Source organism: Shinella sp. GW821-FHT11G07 (assembly GCF_058808115.1).
Genome location: NZ_JBXARJ010000008.1, coordinates 99047 through 117268 on the forward strand (window position 1 = coordinate 99047; position 18222 = coordinate 117268).

Consider the following 18222-nt stretch of genomic DNA (forward strand, 5'->3'; position numbering starts at 1 on the left):
AGCCTTGTTGGCGATCTGATAGAAAAATTTGAAGGTGGCCGATGCGACCGCGAACTCCAGGCGTTAGATCTCTGAGGGTGCTGGAGGCGGCCGGAAGACATCTCAATTTCACCCGGGCCGGCGCGGAGCTCAATCTCACGCCGGCGGCGGTCAGCCACCAGATCAAGGAATGGGAGGCGCAGCTCGGGTTTGCGTTGTTCATTCGGGCGAACCGATCCTTGCGCCTCACAACAGCCGGTGAGGCTCTCCACCGGTCAACCCAGGAGGCGTTGGCGAACCTCGACAATGCCGTCGCGCAAGCCCGCCGGCTTTCCGGCCAGGAACGCACGCGTCTCAATGTTTCTGTTTCGACGTCGATCGCGGCGAAATGGCTGGTCCCACGGCTCGACCGGTTCCAGAAAATCGAGCCAAACGTCGAAGTCCGGCTGAACGTGACCTGCCAGATACAGGATTTTCGCCAGAACGATATCGACCTCGCGATCAGGTTCGGCCCCCAGGACGTCGGGCTCCATACCGATCGTTTGTTCGATCACGTCATTTTCCCGGTATGCAGCCCCCGTCTGCTAAAAGGTGAGCGGCCTATGGTCGATCCCCGCGACCTTCGAGGCCGCAAGCTGATTCATCAATCTTGGAGCGGACGAGGCGTTGTCTGGCCGGATTGGCGGCAATGGCTGCAGGCGGCCGGGATCTTTGATTTCGACTTCGAGCCGGGGCTTCACTACACGGACACCCATCTTGCCGTCCAAGCCGCGATCGAAGGCGAAGGTATTGCCCTTGGCGATGAAGCCCTCGTGGCCGATGACCTTGCGGCCGGTCGCCTCGTGCGCCCATTCGATCTGTCGATTGGCGGCCCGCCAAGCTTCGCCTACTTTGTCGTGTCGCCACTTGAGACGATGGCTGACCCCTTGATCCGTGGCTTCAGGGCATGGCTGTTATCCGAAGCGGCAACCATGCGTTTGCCGTAGCCCGCAAGCACCCCCCTGGGAGCGATGGTTTGCATGCCCTTTCGCGGGAGTCGAAACGGCGCTTTTGCGGAATTCAAATGATCATCGATATCGTATAGTAATCTCCCGGTATCTTTCCAACTTCCCCCTGCCATTCCTCAAATCCTCCCCCATAGTGCCCGCATGTCCACGATTCGCCCCCTGATTCCCCTTCTCATCACCGCCGGCATTCTCATCGGGGGCAATGGCCTTCAGGGCACGTTCATTGCGCTGCGTGCCTCGCAGGAAGGGTTTTCGACCTCCGTCATCGGTTTTGTCGGGGCGGGCTACAGCATCGGGTTTGCGATCGGCTGTATCTATGTGACGCGCGTGCTGCGAGCGATCGGGCATATCAGGACGTTTTCGGCCATGGCGGCGATCGCGTCGGCGTCGGCCATTGCCATGGTGCTGGTGATCGATCCGATCTTCTGGTTCGTGATGCGGCTCGTCGCCGGCATCTGTTTTGCGAGCCTGTTTGCCACCGTCGAGAGCTGGCTGAACGCCTCCGTCACCAATGCCAACCGGGCGCGCACGCTTTCCGTCTACCGCGTCGTGGACCTCGGCTCGGTGACGGCGGCGCAATATCTCATTCCGGGCATCGGCATCGGCGGGTTCGAGCTGTTTGCCATCGTCGCCATGGCACTGTCGCTGTCGCTCGTGCCGATTTCGCTCGCCGACCGCTCCAGCCCGACCGTACCGGAGGCGATCCGCTTCGACGTCAGAAAACTCTGGAACATCTCGCCGCTCGCCACCGTCGGCTGCATCGTCGTCGGCCTCACCAATGCGGCCTTCCGCAATCTTGGGCCGATCTACGCGCATGATATCGGCCTCTCCGTAACGGCTATCGCGAACTTCATGAGCGCCGGCATCGTCGGCGGCGTGGTGCTGCAATATCCGCTCGGGATCTATTCCGACCGGCTCGACCGGCGGCTGATCATCCTGCTCGCGACCCTCGGCTCGGCCTGCGCGGCGCTCTACCTTGCCTTCTTCGCGGGCGGCAATGAACTGAAGAACCTCGTTGGCATCTTCGTTTTCGGCGCCTTTGCCATGCCGCTCTATTCGCTCTGCTCGGCGCATGCCAACGACCATGCCGGCGAAGGCGAACATGCGCTCGTGTCGGCCGGCATGCTGTTCTTCTGGTCGTGCGGCGCGATCATCGGTCCGCTCTTCGCCTCAGTGCTGCTACAGTTCTTCGGCCCGCAGGCGCTCTTCCTCTATACCGCCGTCATCCTTGTCTCATTCATGGGTTATACGGCGCTGCGCATGAGCGCCCGGCCGGCGGTGCCCGCCGGCGCGCGGCACAGCCGCTTCCGCAACCTGTTGCGCACCTCCTCCTTCTTCAACAAGCTCGCCGCCTCCGAGAAGGACCGCAACGGCGAGCGATGACACTGCGGCAATCTGGACGCGGGGCGCTTATTGCTGAGCTGTGGCCTCAGGTTTAGAAGCGGATAACGCATCCGGAGAGACTGCCATGCTGACACGCCGCACGCTGATGAAGGGCGCACTCGTCGCCGGGGCCTATGCGGGCGGCATCGGTCTTGCGGGGCGCTTTGCCGGGCTGGCGAGCGCGCAGGCGGCGACGTCGCTTGTGTCACGCATGGGCGAAGCGATGATCACCGAAAAGGGGCCGACGAAGGGCGTCATGACCTATGGCGACGGCGAGATGCCGCCGGTGCTGCGCATGCAGCGCGGCGCGGCCTTTTCGCTCCGGCTCGACAACCGGCTCGACGAGCCGACGACCATCCACTGGCACGGCCTGCGCATCGACAACAGGATGGACGGCGTGCCCTTCCTGACGCAGCCCTATGTCTATGGCGGCGACAGCTTCGACTATGCTTTCACGCCCCCCGATGCCGGCACCTTCTGGTATCACCCCCATTGCAACACGCTGGAGCAGATCGGCCGCGGGCTGACCGGCGTGATCATCGTGGAAGATCCGGCGGATCCGGTCTTCGACGCCGAAATCGTGCTCAACCTGCGCGACTGGCGCCTCGGCGGCGACGGTCAGTTCATCGCGCAGTTCAAGCCGCGCGATGCCGCGCGTGCCGGCACATTCGGCACTGTGCGCACAGCCAACTGGCGACAGTCGCCACAATATGACGCGCCGGCCGGCGGGCTCGTGCGCCTGCGGCTTGCTGCGACGGACGTCACGCGCATCCTTGCGCTTTCGGTCGAGGGCGCCGAAGCGCAGGTGGTCGCGTTCGATGGTAATCCAGTGGCGGAACGGTTTGTGCTCGACCACCTGATGATCGGCCCCGGCCAGCGTCTCGACCTCGCCCTGCGCATGCCAGACACCGAAGGCGCCATCGCCGAATTGAAGGATTTGCGCGGCACCAAGCCCGCCACACTCGCAACGTTCCGCGCGGTCGGCGCCTCGCTGAAGCGCAATATCGTCGACCTGCCAGCACTTGCCGCCAACCCCCTGCCCGAGCCCGACCTGTCGGCGGCAACAGAAATCCCCTTCGTTCTCAGCGCGTCTGCCGAAGAGCGGCCGAAGGACGGCATCTGCGGTTCGCTCGGCTATAATTTCTGGGCCATCAACAAGGTGCCGTGGGCGGACGATACGGGCGACCCGACCGCACCGCTCGCTGAGATGAAGGTGGGTAAGACCTATATCTTCAATGTCGAGAACCCGACGCCGCAGGTGCATCCGCTCCACCTGCATGGCCTGGCCTTCCGACCGATCACCTCGAACAAGCAGCCGATCCGCCCACATTTTTCCGATACCTACCTCATCCTGCCGGATGAAAAGGTGCAGCTCGCGCTCGTCGCCGACAATCCGGGCGACTGGGTGTTCCACTGCCACATCATCGAACACCAGAAGACCGGCATGACGAGTTATGTGCGTGTAACCTGAGATTTCAGCGGCCAAGTTTTCGATTGTGGCAAAACCGTGGAACGTCTAAAGCTGCCCGATCCAAAATTCGAGAAAAGTCCGCCCGAGCCCATGCAGATCATCGAGACCACCGCAGCCCTAACCGAAGCCTGTGAGACACTCGCCCGTTCCGAGTATCTGACGATCGACACGGAATTCCTGCGGGAGACGACCTTCTGGCCGGAACTCTGCCTGGTTCAGCTGGCCGGCCCCGAGCTTGAGGTCATCGTCGATCCGCTCGCCAAAGGCCTGGATCTGGCACCGTTCTTCGAGCTGATGGCCAACACGGCGGTGCTGAAGGTCTTCCATGCCGCGCGGCAGGATATCGAAATCATCTTCAACCGCGGCAATCTAATCCCGCACCCGATCTTCGACACCCAAGTCGCGGCCATGGTCTGCGGCTTCGGCGACAGCGTCTCCTATGACCAGCTCGTGCAGAAGATCAAGGGCGTACATATCGACAAGTCCTCGCGCTTCACCGACTGGAGCCGCCGGCCGCTGACCGACAAGCAGCTCGAATATGCGCTGGCCGACGTGACGCATCTGCGGGACGTCTACCTGACCCTCAAGGAAAAGCTGGAAGAGGCCGGACGCTCGTTGTGGCTGACCGAGGAAATGGCGGTTCTCGAATCGCGCGAAACCTACGACCTGCATCCGGACGATGCCTGGAAGCGGCTCAAGATGCGCGTCAAGAAGCCAATCGAGCTTGCGGTGTTGCAGAAGGTCGCCGCCTGGCGCGAACGCGAAGCACGCGCCCGCAACGTGCCGCGCTCGCGCATCCTGAAGGACGACACGATCTATGAAATCGCCCAGCAGCAGCCGGTCGATGCCGAGGCACTCGCCCGCCTGCGCACCATCCCGAAGGGGTGGGAACGCTCGCAGTCCGGCGGCGCGCTTCTGGAAGCGATCGGCGAGGCGCTGGCCATTCCGAAGGCCGACCTGCCGCGCCTGCCGCGCCAGAACCATGTACCGGAGGGCGCCGCCGCCGCCAGCGAAATGCTGAAGGTGCTGTTGAAGATCGTCTCCGAGCGCGAGGGCGTCGCCGCCAAGATCATCGCCAACACCGACGATCTCGAAAAGATCGCCGCCGAGGGCGAAACAGCCGATGTCGCGGCACTGCATGGCTGGCGCCGGGAGCTTTTCGGCGATACCGCCCTCAACCTGATCGGCGGCAAGGTGGCGCTGCGCTTCGTCGACAAGAAGATCGAAGCGGTGGAACTGTAAGAGGGCCGAGGATTTCGGCCCTCCTCTCAAGCCTCTCCTCAGAGAATGAAATCACCCACCTTGAGAGCGACGCTGGCGTCGAGAATGATGGAGAAATCCCTGACGCCATCGCCGTTGATATCGCCGTGGATGATAGTGTCACCCGATTTCAGCTCATAGCGCAACTGGCCCGCTTTATCGCCGAAGGCTGCCGTGCCGATGAAGGTGAAGGCCTGGTTGCCACTCAATACGGTGTTGGCGTCGATGGCCGAGAGGCTGATCTTGTCCTTCTCCGTCTGGCTGAAGTCGAGGATCTTGTCGCCATGGGCGGCCGCCTTGCTTTCGAAAACGAAGGTGTCGGCAGCGGCGCCGCCCTTGAGAACATTGACCTCGCCGTTCGCGATGATCGTGTCCTTGCCCTTGCCCCCCGTCGCATTCTCGAAATTGGAGATAAGATAGTCGCCGTTCGTCCCCTCGACATAGGATCGACCATTCAGATCGATAACCAACCCGCTGGTAAACGCCGAAAAGTCGACAGTATCGGAGTCCTTGGCTCCCACCAGATCGTCGGATATGCCTTCGCCGCCATGGACGATCGCGCTCTGGGCATTGGCGCTGAACTTGATGATATCCGCATCCTGCCCCAGATGAATGAAGTGAGCGCCGCCCGCCCCGAGCGAGACGATGTCATTGCCACGCCCCATATAGGCCGTTCCGACCCAAGCATTGCCGGTCGTCGTCAGCTTGTCATTACCCCGGCCGAGGTCCATGCTGCCAACTTCGCCGACGCCAACCACTGTAACCGTGTCGTCGCCCCGGTTCAGGCCAATATAGCTCGCCCAGTAGCCGATGGTCACGTTCTGGGAGGCCTTACTGCCAACCAGGGTTTCCACTTCGGCATTCTTCAGGGTGACGGTGCTCGTTCCGCTGGAGCCAAGAGAAATGTAGCTTATGTACACGCGGTCGTTATCGCCAACACCGGTCGTTGCATCGTTGATGGTCACGCTGGCGTTTCCGGCGAAGCGCAGCACGTCCGCACCCCATGACTTGCTGCTGAGCGTTAGGTTTACCGTGCGCAGCGGCGCGTTGTCGGGTGCCCATATCGCGAGCATGTCCAGCCAGCGGTTGGACCATGTATAGGTGTCCCCGCCGACGCTGAATGCCGTCGAGCCATTGAGTGTCCTGCTGATATTCGAAGTGATCGTGCTCACGTCCGTTTCCCCTTTGTCCCGATGGTTCAAGACCGCGCCGGAGGCCCTTTGCCTTGGGCTGGCTCTGAAACTCTGATTTAAAGTGCCGGATCAATTCGCGACGGTACGCACGAGCGAAACATGCGGCCCGGTCCCGACGCCTGTCCACTCGCTGTGACGAACAACCAGTCGTGCCGGGCTTTGCCCGGCAACGCCTTGCGCATTCCATCATGGATTGAACAAGCTTTTCCTAAAAAAGCAAGCTCCTTCCATCGTAGAACTCACGCGTACAGTTTCACCCCCTTTGTGATGCGATCCACCATCTTCTTGTCGGCATGCAGCGCGATACCGACGATCTTGGCGTCACTCGGGCCGAACATGGCGAAGACGGCGCGGTTGGCCGCGTCATGGCCGGTGGAAAACATCTCTTCGATGTAGACGGCGGCAGGGACCTCGCGCTCCAGCGCCCGTGCGTGAATCTTCGACAGCGTCGCGCCGTCTGACGCGAGCACGATGATCGGCTGGACGCTCAAGGCGTTGTAGACATTGCCGGCGGCATCGCGGTAGGCTTCGCCGATCAGCTCCGGCTTCTGGCCGATGATGCCGCTCGACAGAAAAGCGGTGACATTCAACTTCTGCCAGACTTCCAGATCCTCGCGCAGGATGACGGCAAACTTGGTATCGAACATGCAGGTATACTCCCGAAAAAAGGCTGCGGACCACTCCGCGGCCAATGCGGTAGCAGGCGCCGTCGATGCGCCGCTTGAACGTTTGTGCGCGGAGAAGGACCGCATCGTCATCGCGCCGGAGCTTGCCGGCATCGAGCGCATCGAGGCGCGGTTCCGCGGCAAGGGCTTCGAGCCACACCGGCATGATACCTATGCGCTCGGCGTCACCATGGCCGGCATCCAGACCTTTCGCTATCGCGGCGAAGCGCGCTTCAGCCTCCCCGGCAATGTCATCGTTCTCCACCCGGACGAGATGCATGACGGCGGCGCCGGCACTGATGACGGGCTGACCTATCGCATGATGTACATCCCGCCCGAGCGTTTCTTGCCGGTGACGGCAGAGCGCGGTCGTACATTGCCCTTTGTCGCTTCGCCGATCGTCGCTGATCCGCGATTGGCCCGGCTTTTGCTCGAAGCTATCGGCAGCATGGACGCGGCGATCGAACCACTCAAGCTGGACGAGATCGTCGAAGAGATCGCCGCCGCGTTGCTCGACCATGCTGGTCTACCGCAAGCCCATCCAGGAAGGCTCGCCCGCGCGGAGGTGCTGCGGGCCTGCGATTTCCTGCGGGAAAACCTGTCGCAACAGGTAAGTTCCACGGAACTGGAGGCGGTGACGGGACTGGACCGTTTCACCCTCGCCCGGCAGTTCCGCCAGTTGCTCGGCACCAGCCCGCACCGCTACCTCGTCATGCGCCGCCTGGAGCGGGCGAAGAGCCTGATTATCGCTGGCGAGAGCCTTGCCGAGGTCGCCTTTGCCAGCGGCTTCGCGGACCAGGCGCACCTCAATCGCCATTTCAAGAAGGCGCTCGGCATGACGCCGGGGCGTTTTGCGGTGCTCGCCGGCGGTCGCCAAGGCTAACCCGCACCGTCACGAAAGCGATAAGGAACTGTCAAGCAGCGGTCATGCGCGGCGCCTATCAACTGGCATCGTTTGCCGAACCATGGGACCCATTATGACCAAACATCTTTTCACCACCGCCGCTCTTTCGCTTCTGATGACGACCGCGGCACTCGCTGCCGACAAGGAATTCCCCGCAACCCTGAAGGCCCACGCGGTCCTTCCGGCCAACACGATCATCGCCGCCCCGGCGGATGCTGCCGACTACCTGAAGACCTCCGGCAAGTTTTCGACCGCAGACCGTAAGCGCGTCGACACACTCGGCAGTGTCATGGGCAAGGACGGAGTGCGCGAGACGGGTCTTGCGCTGCCCTTCGACGGCCAGCCGATGCAGGGTTTTTCGGGTATCAAAACGATGGAAGACGGCACGTTCTGGACGCTCTCCGACAACGGCTTCGGCAACAAGTTGAACTCCACCGACGCCATGCTGATGATCCACAATGTGCGCTTCGACTGGGACAAGGGCACGCTTGAACCGGTGAAGACCGTGTTCCTCTCCGACCCGGATAAAAAGGCACCCTTCCCGATCGTCATGGAAGGTGCGGAAAAGCGCTACCTGACGGGCGGCGACTTCGACGTCGAATCCATCCAGCCAACAGCCGATGGTTTCTGGATCGGCGAAGAATTCGGCCCCTACGTCCTGAAGTTCGATCTGGACGGCAAGCTGACGGACGTGATCGCGACAGAGGTCGATGGCAAGCCGGTCACCTCGCCGGACAACCCGACGCTCGCCGTACAAGCCGATCCCTCCAAGAAGATGCCGGCCTTCAACGTGAAACGCTCCGGCGGCTATGAAGGCCTTGCCATGTCGAAGGACGGCGCGAAGCTCTATGGCCTGCTGGAAGGCCCGCTCTGGGTCGACAGCGAATCGGTCGAACAGGCGGACGGCCGCCCGGCGCTGCGCATCATCGAACTCGACGTCGCGTCCAAGGACTGGACAGGCCGCAGCTGGCTCTATCCGCTTGCCGAAGGCGGCGAAGCGATCGGCGACTTCAACATGCTGGACGCCACCACCGCCCTGGTGATCGAGCGCGACAACGGTGCCGGCACGGCCGACAAGGCCTGCGCCGACCCGAAGGATGCCAAGCCGGATTGCTTTGCCACCGCATCCAAGGTCAAGCGCATCTACAAGATCGCCATGACCGATGAAAATGTCGGCAAGGCCGTCCGCAAGATCGGCTATATCGACCTTCTGAAGATCGCCGACCCGGACAACAAGAAGCGCCAGGGGGGCGGCGAAGGCTTCTACGACATGCCGTTCGTGACGATCGAGAATGTCGACCGCGTGGACGAGACCCATATCATCGTCGGCAACGACAACAACCTGCCCTTCTCCGCCGGCCGCGCACTCGACAAGGCTGACGACAACGAGTTCGTGCTGCTGGACGTGAGCGAGTTTCTGAAGGCCGAGTGATCCGCTGAAATGAAAAAGGGGGCGACCAGTGGCGCCCCCTTTTTCCGTCCGACACGCCGGTTTCAGAGAATGAAATCACCCACTCTGAAGTCGATGGTGGCATCGACGAGAAGGGAGAAGTCGGCCTTGCCGTCGCCGTTCACATCGCCATGGATGAGCGTATCGCCGCTAACCTTCTCGTAGCGCAGTTCGCCGGCGACGCTGTGGAATTTTTCCGTCCCGATAAAGCTGAAGGCCTGGTTGCCTGCGACCTTGGTGTTCGCGTCGATTGCGGACAGGCTGATCTTGTCCTTTTGTGCGCGGCTGAAGTCGGAGATCGTATCGCGGCCAGAGGCGCTGACCGTCGAATCCGATATTGACTTGAAGACGAACGCGTCCGCGCCACTACCACCAACAAGTTTGTCGGCTCCTGTGCCACCATAAAGCGCATCATGGCCGGCATTGCCTTCGATGGCGTCGTTGCCGGCACCGCCCGAAACAGTGTCGTTGCCGGCGCCGCCGAAGAGATAGTCTGCATATTGCGTGCCGACGATCGAATCATTGCCGGAAAACAGGTAGTCCCAGGCGCCCTTCGTGTCGGCAGCCATGAAGTAGTCGAAGAACGTCTTGGCCGAGAGATTGAGGTTACTGAAAGCGATCTGGTCGACGCCGCCAAGGCCGATATCGAGTTTCGTGACCGTGCCACTCAGGACATCCTCAATCGTGTTGCCGTTCGTCTTAAAGGAAAAATTCGAGCCGCTGAAGAGCGCATAGTTTGCGCCGCTCGCGTCATGCAGTTTGATGCTCGAGGGCGTCAACTGCCAATGGTCATATGCGGCAAGCGCGCGAATATCGAGCAGCGAAAGGTTTACACCCTGATTTCCCACCGGCTGCGTCTTAACGGTTGCCATGCCTGATCTCTCCTGTTCATCGACGTCTCAATGCGTCGTAGTGGCAGGAATGAGCCTTCTGAATATGAGGAAGGCAAGCGATGGGTGCTTTAGTACTTCCTTAACTCAAAGACATGGTTAACGCAGGCCAGAACGGCACATACTTGCCACAAGCAAGCAGAGCCACACGCGTGCGGATATGGCACATGTCCCAATTTTAGCCGGTCTGGAATTTGCGAACCACATAGCCAGGTCGTGCCCACAAAAAAGGGGGGCAGCAGCCCCCCTTTTCACTATACAGCAATGCTGCTTAGAGGATGAAATCGGCCAATTTCAGCGCAAGGTTCGCGTCGATGGCGATCATGAAGTCGGACTTGCCGTCACCATTGATATCGCCTTGAACGAAAGTGTCGCCATTCGAGTTGATGTAGCGCAGTTCGCCGGCCGTCTTGTGGAACGCCGCCGTTCCAATGAATTTGAAGGCCTGATCGCCGCCGAGCGTGGCGTTGGCGTCGATCGCCTTAAGATCGATGCGGTCGCCATCCGCCTGTTTGAAGTCGAGGATCATGTCGCGACCAGTCGCAGCGACCGTGGAGTCCGAAGCGGACTTGAAGACGAAGATGTCCGCACCGGCGCCGCCGGAGAGCTTGTCGCTGCCGGCCCCACCGTTCACGCTGTCGTTGCCGCTATCGCCGTTCAGCGTGTCGTTGCCCGCACCGCCTTCGAGCACGTCATTGCCAAGGCGGCCAAAGAGCTGATCATTGTCGGCATCGCCCTTCAGTATGTCGTTGCCGTCGCCACCATAGAGTTTATCGGCGCCTGCTCCACCGGAAAGCTTGTCAACCCCGGCACCGCCTTCGAGCATGTCGTTGCCGCTTTCGCCTGAAAGGGAGTCGGCCCCGTCACCGCCAAAGACCTTGTCATTGCCCGAGCCACCGGAAAGCACGTCGTTGCCGGCCTCGCCCTGCAGCAGGTCATTGCCGGAGCCGCCGAGAACCTTGTCGTTGCCGGCGCCCGCATAAATCGTGTCGTCACCGCCTGCTGCGGCGAGAATGTCGGCAAACTTCGTCGCGTAGATCGTGTCATTGCCAGCAAAGATGTAGTTGAATGCTCCAACGGGATCAGCGGCGACGAAGAAGTCGAAAAGCTTGGATGCGGAGAGCGAAAGCCCGGTGAGCGCGAATACTTTCACCCCACCGATGGAAAGATAGAACTTCTCAACTGTGCCGCCTGTGATATCGATGACTGTAGAGCCCGCTTTCTTGTATGTGAAGCCGCGGCCCTGGAAGAGGGCATAGTTGTCGTCATCGGCGAAGAACCTTGCGCTCGTCGCGGATGTACTCGCAAAATCATAGTCACCAAGCAGCCTGATATCGATGTCGTTTACATCGAGGCCCTTATTCCCCAAGGGCTGAATCTTCAAAATAGCCATGCGATCTCTCCCTTAATAGAGGCCAGCAACACTTGGCCCTGCTATCAGGAATAAGACAAGAAGCGGTGTTAAATAACAAGTAAATTCGCGCATTGAAGCGCCGTTCGACCGGACTATCTCGGGTCAACCAACTGCAGAATCAGTTGGTGTACATTGCCGCCATCGTTCAGTTCGACCTGATCGAAATCGCGGCTGCGGGCGCGTTGGGCCTGCGAGAGCTCGCTGAGGCGGGCCTGGAGCTGGGGGCGGATTTTCTGGCAGTTCGGATCGTTTTCGACCGTCATGCCGACGCTCATCGCCTCGATCTGTTTCACCATGTCCTTGATGAAGTCGCCATGCACCTTTTCATGCGCCGTCACACCGGAGATGAAAGTGTCCCAGCGATCCTTCAGCGGCCCGGAAAGCTTCGATTTCAGCTTGGGCAGCGTGTAGGTGATGACGAGTTTCGGCTTGTTGACCGTGATGGTGCAGGCATCGCCCTGGCGCTCGTATTTGCGCGTCCAGGTGAGCTTGAAACCGGTATGGGCGATAACGCGGGCGACGCCGAGCTGCGGGCCCCGCGCGCCGATCGACTGATAGATTTCCAGACCCGTCGTGCCCTGCACGGAATAGGGCACGACCCGCTCCACGGCCCGCCAATCCTGTGCCGCGGCACCTGTCGCAAGGAAGACGGCGGCGAGGAGGGAGACGATCCGCATCATCGGCCTCACTGGTAACGGAAGGCGAGTTTCTTGCCGGTCAGCTTGGCAAGCTGTTGGAGGCGCCCGTCGAGGCGTTCACCGGCAAGTTCGGAATAGTCCGACGGCACGATCAGCTCGAGATCCGTCTCCGATCCGCTCGCCTTGCGGAAAACGATATGCGGCACGACGCCGGGCATCGAGGCGGAGAAGAGGTACAGGATGCGCAACAGGCCGCCGACGAGCTTTGCGAGTTCGCGCAGGCGCGGTGTCGCAATGCCAGCCAGGGAACTGCTGACGGCGTCGTCGTTAAGGCCCTCGAAGCGGTAGTAGTTGGTGAGCGCGATGAAGGCGCGGCCAGGATGGGTGATGCCGATGAAGGTGCCGTGCGCGATGAGGTTCAGCGCCTGGAGACCACGGTAGTCCGGATGCGCGCGCCAGCTGATATCGGCCAGCAGGCAGGCAGCTTCACGGTAGCGGCGCTCCTCGTCGTTTTCGGTAATGCCGAACAGCGGCATCATGCGGCCGGTCCATTCGGCAAGCTCGCGGGCGTGCTCCGGCGAACGGGCGCGCAGGATGGCGAGTTCGCTGGCCGCAGCGAGCAGCGGGTCGCGCGCCTTTTCCCGGTCGGGCAGCAGGGAATAGAGATAGCCTTCGCGCACACCCTGCGCGGAGAAGAAGACCCGCGAGGGTTTCATGATGGCGATCGTCTCCTGCATGGCGACGGCGCCGAAGGGCAAGAGGTTGCGACGGCCCTTGGAGATCGCCGCATAGGCCGGATCCTTCGGGTCCTTGGCCGTGACGATATCGGTGAGGAAATCCATCGCGTCGGCGAAGCCGAGTTCGTAGCCCTGCATCATGTGCAGCGGATAGTTCTGCACTTCCATGTGCAGCTTGCCGATGGAGCGCCAGGTGCCGCCGACGGCGTAGAAGGCGCGGCCGGTGCCGTTTTTCAGGAGGTTGGCGGTGCGCAGGTACTTGCGGGCGACGATGCGGGCCTGTGCGGCGGAACCACCGGAGGCTTCCGACAGGCGGATGCCGCCGAGCGGCAGCGTAATACCCTTGCCGATCATGCCGCCGGCCACGTCGATCAGTTCGAGCGAGCCGCCGCCGAGGTCACCGACGATGCCGTCGGGATCATGAAAGCCGCTGACGATGCCGAGTGCGGAGAAATAGGCTTCCTCCTCGCCGGTCAGCACCCGGACCTTCTGGCCGAGGATCATTTCCGCCTGGTGGATGAAATCGGGACCGTTTTCCGCTTCGCGCGCAGCCGCCGTCGCGAGCGCGAACATGGTGGAGGCGCGGGCCTGTTTGGAAAGGGCCTTGAAACGATGGAGCGATGCGAGCGCGCGATCGACGCTCGCCTGGTCCATGCGGCCGGTCCTGGCGAGCCCCTTGCCGAGACCGCACATGACCTTCTCGTTGAACAGCATGGCCGGCGAACGGCTCATTCCCTCGTAGATGACGAGGCGAATCGAGTTCGAACCGATATCCACGACTGACACCGGGGCAATTCCAGGCAAACGCCCCTGGGCTTCAGATTCAACCATGCATATCCAGTTTTACTTCTTCCGGCGGCCTTGCCAGCCGGCGATCGCCTTCGGTGCGCTGGACTTCAGGGCTTCGCCCCGGCCGGACAGGCTGGGGTTGGTCATGAAGTAGTGCTGAGCGTTGAACGGCTCGGCACCGGGCTGCACTTCCATGCGCCGGGACGTTCCGTCCGCAAGAATCTCGTAGCTCTGCTGGTTATCGATGAGATTGCCCAACATGATCTGCGAGAGAACCTGCTCATGCACAGTCCGGTTGATCAGAGGCACAAGTGTCTCGACCCGCCGGTCCAGGTTTCGCGGCATCAGATCCGCGGAGCCTATATAGACCAGCGCCTTGTCGGATGGAAGCCCGTGGCCATTGCCGAAACAGAAGATGCGGGAGTGCTCGAGGAAGCGGCCGACGATCGACTTGACGTGGATATTGTCGGACAGGCCCGGCACCTGCGGGCGCAGGCAGCAGATGCCGCGCACCACAAGATCGACCTCCACGCCGGCCTGGCTGGCGCGGTAGAGCGCGTCGATGATGTCCGGATCGACGAGCGAGTTCATCTTCATCCAGATCGCGCCCGGCGCGCCGTTCTTGGCATGCGCGATCTCCTCCTCGATGTGGCGGATGATTCGCGGGCGCATCGTGTAGGGCGAGAAGGCGAGCTTCATGCCTGCTTCCGGTTCGCCGTAGCCGGTGATGAAGTTGAAGATGTTCGCCATGTCGCTGGCGATCGTCGGGTTGCAGGTGAAGAAGGACAGGTCGGTGTAGATCTTCGCGGTGATCGGGTGGTAGTTGCCGGTGCCGAGGTGGCAATAGGTGCGAAGTCTGCCCTCCTCGCGACGCACCACCATCGACATCTTGGCGTGGGTCTTCAATTCGATGAAGCCGAAGACGACCTGCACGCCGGCGCGCTCCAGGTCGCGCGCCCAGCGAATGTTGGCCTCTTCGTCAAAGCGGGCCTTGAGTTCGACCAGCGCCGTCACCGACTTGCCGGCCTCGGCCGCGTCGATGAGCGCACGCACGATCGGGCTGTCGTTCGAGGTGCGGTAGAGCGTCTGCTTTATCGCCAGAACGTCAGGATCGCGCGCAGCCTGGAGAAGAAACTGGACCACCACGTCGAAGCTTTCGTACGGATGGTGGACGACCATGTCCTTTTCGCGGATGGCGGCGAAGCAGTCGCCGGCGTGTTCGCGAACGCGTTCGGGAAATCGCGCATTGTACGGCTCGAACCGCAGGTCGTCGCGGGGCGCCTTTGTAATCTCGGAGAGCATGTTGAGCGCGAGCAGGCCCGGCAGGATGGCGACGCGGTTATCCGGTACGCCCAGTTCGCCGACGACGAAGCGGCGCAGCGATTCCGGCATTTCCGAATCGGTCTCGATGCGGATCACCGAACCGCGGCGGCGGCGCTTCAGCGCGGTCTCGAAGAAGCGAACCAGATCTTCGGCCTCTTCCTCCACTTCGATATCGCTGTCTCGGATGATGCGGAACGTGCCCGAGCCGCGCACGATGTAGCCCGGGAAAAGCTTGCCGATGAACAGGCCGACCGCGTCTTCCAGCGTGATGTAGCGGATCGTGCCATCGGCATCCGGCAGGCGGATGAAACGGTCGAGCGCCACCGGCAGGCGGAGCAGCGCCGTCATCGGCTCCTTACCCAGCGTGCTGTCGAGCTGAAGGCCGATCGAGAAGCCGAGGTTCGGGATGAACGGGAACGGATGCGCCGGGTCGATGGAAAGCGGCGTCAGCACCGGGAAGATCGACTGGGTGAATTCCTGCTGCAGCCAGACCTTGTCATTGCTCGACAGGGCCGAGGGGCGGATGATGACGATGTCTTCCTTGGCGAGATATTGCTGGAGCACGGCAAGCGAGGCCTGCTGCTCCATCTGGAGATTGTCGATCTCCTTCAGGATGTCGTTGAGCTGCTCGGCAGAGGTCTTGCCGTCCGGGCTGCGGATGCCGACGCCCTGGCGCACCTGGCCTTCGAGGCCGGCGACACGCACCATGAAGAACTCGTCGAGGTTCGCTGCCGAAATCGACAGGAAGCGCACACGCTCAAGCAGAGGGTGGGCGGTGTTCAGCGTCTCTTCCAGCACGCGGCGATTGAACTGGAGCCAGGAAAATTCGCGATTGATGAAACGTTCCGGGCTCGCCATCAGAGCTTCGACATTGACCGTCGCCCCCTCGGGCAGCGCGGTCTCGACTGGTTTTTCCTGAGAAAGGTCCGAAGTCGCTGTATCCATTGGATAGTCCGCCCCACTTTGTCGCCGGATCGGCCGCATGCCTGACGCTGGCCCGAACGGAAAACCGATTTTCACTTTTCCTCGAAGCGCTTAGCCTAGTTTGACGACAGAACTGTGACAGTCAATCCTTGCGGCAAAACTAGCTGGCGGAATCGTCCCCGCCGACCATTTCGCCAAGCACCTCCTGCGCCAGCGCCCGCGTGATGCGGCTGCCGCGGGCGAGCGCCAGACGGTCGAGACGCTCGACAAGCGTCTGCGCCGCTTCCAGCGAACGCTCCATGCGCGCCACGATGTAGGCGACCAGCCGATCATCCACGAAAAGCTGGCGATCGGCGAAGAGCTTAACGATGACCTGTGACAGCAGTTCGTCGTCCGGTTCGCCAATCTCGACCACGGTGGCCGCCTTGAGACGCGAACGCAGGTCCGGCAGGTCGACCGGCCACGACATCGGCCAGAGCCGGCTGGTGATGAGCAACGTATGGCCGTTCTGACGGACGTTGTTGATGATGTGGAAGAGCGTGCGGTCGTCGAAACCGTTGCGGTCCGCGTCCTCGATGAGCACGGGACCGTGTTCGGCGGCCTCTTCCGCGCCCTGCCCCGCCTTCGCCTCGATTGTCTCGGCAGCAGCCTTCTCACGCCAGATGGCCGCGAGGTGCGACTTTCCCGAACCGACCGGCCCCGCGATAATGACCACGGGCGACGGCCAATGCGGCCAGGCGTCGATCATCGCGACCGCGGCATTGACAGGTTCCGCGAGCAAAAGGTCGTCGCGTCCCGTCGCGGGGTCGTGCCCGAAGGCCAGCGGCAGCTGTTCGGCGGTCTTGCGCGATGTCATGTTTTTACTCAGGTACTATCTCTTCGTTTAACGCAATTCCGAACGGAAAACCGCGCACGTTCTTCCTGGAATTGCACCGCCGTCTATTCGTCGTTCGGCGTGCTCTCTTCGAGCAGAACGGGCTTGCTCGCCCCGTAATACAGGTCGCTATCAAGATACCGCTTGATGCCGAAGCGGGCAAGGACGCCAACCGCTGCCGCTGCCGGCACCGCGATCATCAGACCGACGAAACCGAACAGCGCACCGAAGGCGACCAGCGCAAACATCAGCCAGACCGGATGCAGGCCGACGCGCGAGCCGACAAGCTTCGGCTGCAGAATGTTGCCCTCGACGAACTGGCCGGCGAAGAAGATGGCGGCGATGAGCACGACCATCCAGTATTCCGGCCAGAACTGCACGATCGCCACGCCGACGGCGAGCACCAGCCCAACCAGCGAGCCGACATAGGGAATGAAGCTGATAAGTCCGGCGAAAAGGCCGATCAGCAGGCCGAAATTCAGGCCGGCAAAGGACAGCCCGATGCCGTAGAACAGGCCGAGGATGATGCAGATCGAGCCCTGCCCGCGCACGAAGCCGGCAATCGCCGCATCCATTTCCGCGGCGATCTGACGGACATTGGCGACGTGGTCGCGCGGCACCCAGCTGTCTACCTTGGCGATCATGCGGTCCCAGTCGAGCAGCAGGTAGAAGGCGACGACCGGCGTGATGACGAACAGCGAGACGATGTTGACCAACGCCATGCCGGAGTTCCAGACCTGCTTGAACACTGTGCCGAGGAAGCCCGCCCCCTCGGCAAGAATGGTCGAGAAGCTCTGTTTGATCGTGCCCATCTGGCTGCTGATCCAGGTCGGCAGCAGGTTCGGGTTGAAGTTTGCCACCAGTTCCTGGAGCTGCGTGACGTAGCCCGGCAGCTTTTGCAGGAAATCCGCGGCCTGGGTGGCTAGCAGCGGAATGACGATCATCAGCGAGAGCGCGAAGAGGATGACGAAGGCGATCAGGATCACCACCGTCGCCATCATGCGGCTCAAGCCCCAGCGCTCCAGCCGGTCAGCCACCGGATCGAGGAAATAGGCCAGCGCCATGCCGGCGATGAAGGGCAGCAGGATATCGCTGAACACCATGAGGAAGAGCACGAAGAAGACGAGCGCGATGAGCCAGAAGACCACCTGCCGCTTCAATCCCGCACCACTGATATGGGCTGCCATCGTGCTCTTTCCCGTGTTCTGACCCGAAGAAGGGCCGCCGCCGTTACCCGATGGAGATAGGATGCGTGGCAGAGAAAGGTCAAGGCTCGACGGGCCCGTGCGCAGGCATCACGGGTAAATCGGTGAAAAAACCC

The 18222-nt window shown here is 61.6% G+C and carries 15 protein-coding genes; 6 read left to right on the plus strand and 9 right to left on the minus strand.

Annotated elements, in window-relative coordinates:
- Nucleotides 1-41 precede the first annotated feature (41 nt).
- From gcvA to rnd, 4 genes are all read left to right on the plus strand, one after another.
- A complete protein-coding gene (gene gcvA, locus AC1RT2_RS16800; protein WP_493103659.1) occupies nt 42-965 on the plus strand; it encodes a transcriptional regulator GcvA in 924 nt (307 codons plus the stop codon).
- Between the two features lie 162 nt (nt 966-1127).
- Nucleotides 1128-2369 (plus strand): MFS transporter, encoded by a 1242-nt coding sequence (locus tag AC1RT2_RS16805; RefSeq protein WP_493103661.1) that lies wholly within the window; start codon nt 1128-1130, stop codon nt 2367-2369.
- Between the two features lie 85 nt (nt 2370-2454).
- The gene (locus AC1RT2_RS16810) at nt 2455-3840 is read left to right on the plus strand and encodes a multicopper oxidase family protein (protein ID WP_493103663.1); all 1386 of its coding nucleotides are present in this window, start codon (nt 2455-2457) and stop codon (nt 3838-3840) included.
- A gap of 96 nt (nt 3841-3936) precedes the next feature.
- A complete protein-coding gene (gene rnd / locus AC1RT2_RS16815; RefSeq protein WP_493104010.1) occupies nt 3937-5082 on the plus strand; it encodes a ribonuclease D in 1146 nt (381 codons plus the stop codon).
- Nucleotides 5083-5120: 38 nt separating this feature from the next.
- Here the strand turns inward: rnd and AC1RT2_RS16820 are convergent, their stop codons facing one another.
- Together AC1RT2_RS16820 and AC1RT2_RS16825 are read right to left on the minus strand one after the other, a co-directional pair.
- Nucleotides 5121-6302, minus strand: a complete 1182-nt coding sequence (locus AC1RT2_RS16820) for a M10 family metallopeptidase C-terminal domain-containing protein (RefSeq protein ID WP_493103665.1) — start codon at nt 6300-6302, stop codon at nt 5121-5123.
- 230 nt (nt 6303-6532) lie between these two features.
- Complete coding sequence (locus AC1RT2_RS16825) at nt 6533-6940, minus strand: DUF2000 family protein (protein WP_493103666.1); 408 nt, start codon at nt 6938-6940, stop codon at nt 6533-6535.
- On the opposite strand from AC1RT2_RS16825, the gene AC1RT2_RS16830 reads away from it, so the two are divergent.
- Together AC1RT2_RS16830 and AC1RT2_RS16835 are read left to right on the plus strand one after the other, a co-directional pair.
- Nucleotides 6939-7841 carry an AraC family transcriptional regulator gene (locus AC1RT2_RS16830; protein ID WP_493103668.1) on the plus strand — a complete coding sequence of 301 codons (903 nt, stop codon included), beginning with the start codon at nt 6939-6941 and terminating at the stop codon, nt 7839-7841. The two genes, AC1RT2_RS16825 and AC1RT2_RS16830, sit on opposite strands and share 2 nt — an antisense overlap.
- Nucleotides 7842-7935: 94 nt before the next feature.
- Nucleotides 7936-9294 carry an esterase-like activity of phytase family protein gene (locus AC1RT2_RS16835; RefSeq protein WP_493103670.1) on the plus strand — a complete coding sequence of 453 codons (1359 nt, stop codon included), beginning with the start codon at nt 7936-7938 and terminating at the stop codon, nt 9292-9294.
- Between the two features lie 62 nt (nt 9295-9356).
- Here AC1RT2_RS16835 and AC1RT2_RS16840 read toward each other — a convergent pair whose 3' ends face one another.
- The 7 genes from AC1RT2_RS16840 to AC1RT2_RS16870 form a co-directional block, all read right to left on the minus strand.
- Nucleotides 9357-10184, minus strand: coding sequence for a calcium-binding protein (locus AC1RT2_RS16840; protein WP_493103672.1), 828 nt, complete (start codon nt 10182-10184; stop codon nt 9357-9359).
- Nucleotides 10185-10473: 289 nt separating this feature from the next.
- Nucleotides 10474-11595 (minus strand): calcium-binding protein, encoded by a 1122-nt coding sequence (locus tag AC1RT2_RS16845; protein ID WP_493103674.1) that lies wholly within the window; start codon nt 11593-11595, stop codon nt 10474-10476.
- A 113-nt stretch (nt 11596-11708) separates the two neighbouring features.
- The gene (locus AC1RT2_RS16850) at nt 11709-12296 is read right to left on the minus strand and encodes a DUF922 domain-containing Zn-dependent protease (RefSeq protein ID WP_493103676.1); all 588 of its coding nucleotides are present in this window, start codon (nt 12294-12296) and stop codon (nt 11709-11711) included.
- 5 nt (nt 12297-12301) lie between these two features.
- On the minus strand, nt 12302-13822 hold the full coding sequence (locus AC1RT2_RS16855) for a Ppx/GppA family phosphatase (RefSeq protein ID WP_493103678.1): 1521 nt from the start codon (nt 13820-13822) through the stop codon (nt 12302-12304).
- A 12-nt stretch (nt 13823-13834) separates the two neighbouring features.
- Entirely contained in the window at nt 13835-15997 is a 2163-nt protein-coding gene (locus tag AC1RT2_RS16860; protein ID WP_493104012.1) for an RNA degradosome polyphosphate kinase, read from the minus strand.
- 190 nt (nt 15998-16187) lie between these two features.
- The gene (gene hdaA / locus AC1RT2_RS16865; RefSeq protein WP_069059216.1) at nt 16188-16883 is read right to left on the minus strand and encodes a DnaA regulatory inactivator HdaA; all 696 of its coding nucleotides are present in this window, start codon (nt 16881-16883) and stop codon (nt 16188-16190) included.
- Nucleotides 16884-16966: 83 nt separating this feature from the next.
- The gene (locus tag AC1RT2_RS16870; RefSeq protein WP_069059217.1) at nt 16967-18088 is read right to left on the minus strand and encodes an AI-2E family transporter; all 1122 of its coding nucleotides are present in this window, start codon (nt 18086-18088) and stop codon (nt 16967-16969) included.
- Nucleotides 18089-18222 lie beyond the last annotated feature (134 nt).

What these genes read in the sequence shown, in the direction of transcription:
- AC1RT2_RS16855 (WP_493103678.1), bottom strand. Translation starts at nt 13,822, where the DNA reads ATGGTTGAATCTGAAGCCCAGGGGCGTTTGCCTGGAATTGCCCCGGTG.
- AC1RT2_RS16870 (WP_069059217.1), bottom strand. Translation starts at nt 18,088, where the DNA reads ATGGCAGCCCATATCAGTGGTGCGGGATTGAAGCGGCAGGTGGTCTTC.
- hdaA (WP_069059216.1), bottom strand. Translation starts at nt 16,883, where the DNA reads ATGACATCGCGCAAGACCGCCGAACAGCTGCCGCTGGCCTTCGGGCAC.
- AC1RT2_RS16840 (WP_493103672.1), bottom strand. Translation starts at nt 10,184, where the DNA reads ATGGCAACCGTTAAGACGCAGCCGGTGGGAAATCAGGGTGTAAACCTT.
- AC1RT2_RS16805 (WP_493103661.1), top strand. Translation starts at nt 1,128, where the DNA reads ATGTCCACGATTCGCCCCCTGATTCCCCTTCTCATCACCGCCGGCATT.
- AC1RT2_RS16810 (WP_493103663.1), top strand. Translation starts at nt 2,455, where the DNA reads ATGCTGACACGCCGCACGCTGATGAAGGGCGCACTCGTCGCCGGGGCC.
- AC1RT2_RS16850 (WP_493103676.1), bottom strand. Translation starts at nt 12,296, where the DNA reads ATGATGCGGATCGTCTCCCTCCTCGCCGCCGTCTTCCTTGCGACAGGT.
- AC1RT2_RS16825 (WP_493103666.1), bottom strand. Translation starts at nt 6,940, where the DNA reads ATGTTCGATACCAAGTTTGCCGTCATCCTGCGCGAGGATCTGGAAGTC.
- AC1RT2_RS16830 (WP_493103668.1), top strand. Translation starts at nt 6,939, where the DNA reads ATGCAGGTATACTCCCGAAAAAAGGCTGCGGACCACTCCGCGGCCAAT.
- AC1RT2_RS16845 (WP_493103674.1), bottom strand. Translation starts at nt 11,595, where the DNA reads ATGGCTATTTTGAAGATTCAGCCCTTGGGGAATAAGGGCCTCGATGTA.
- AC1RT2_RS16835 (WP_493103670.1), top strand. Translation starts at nt 7,936, where the DNA reads ATGACCAAACATCTTTTCACCACCGCCGCTCTTTCGCTTCTGATGACG.
- gcvA (WP_493103659.1), top strand. Translation starts at nt 42, where the DNA reads ATGCGACCGCGAACTCCAGGCGTTAGATCTCTGAGGGTGCTGGAGGCG.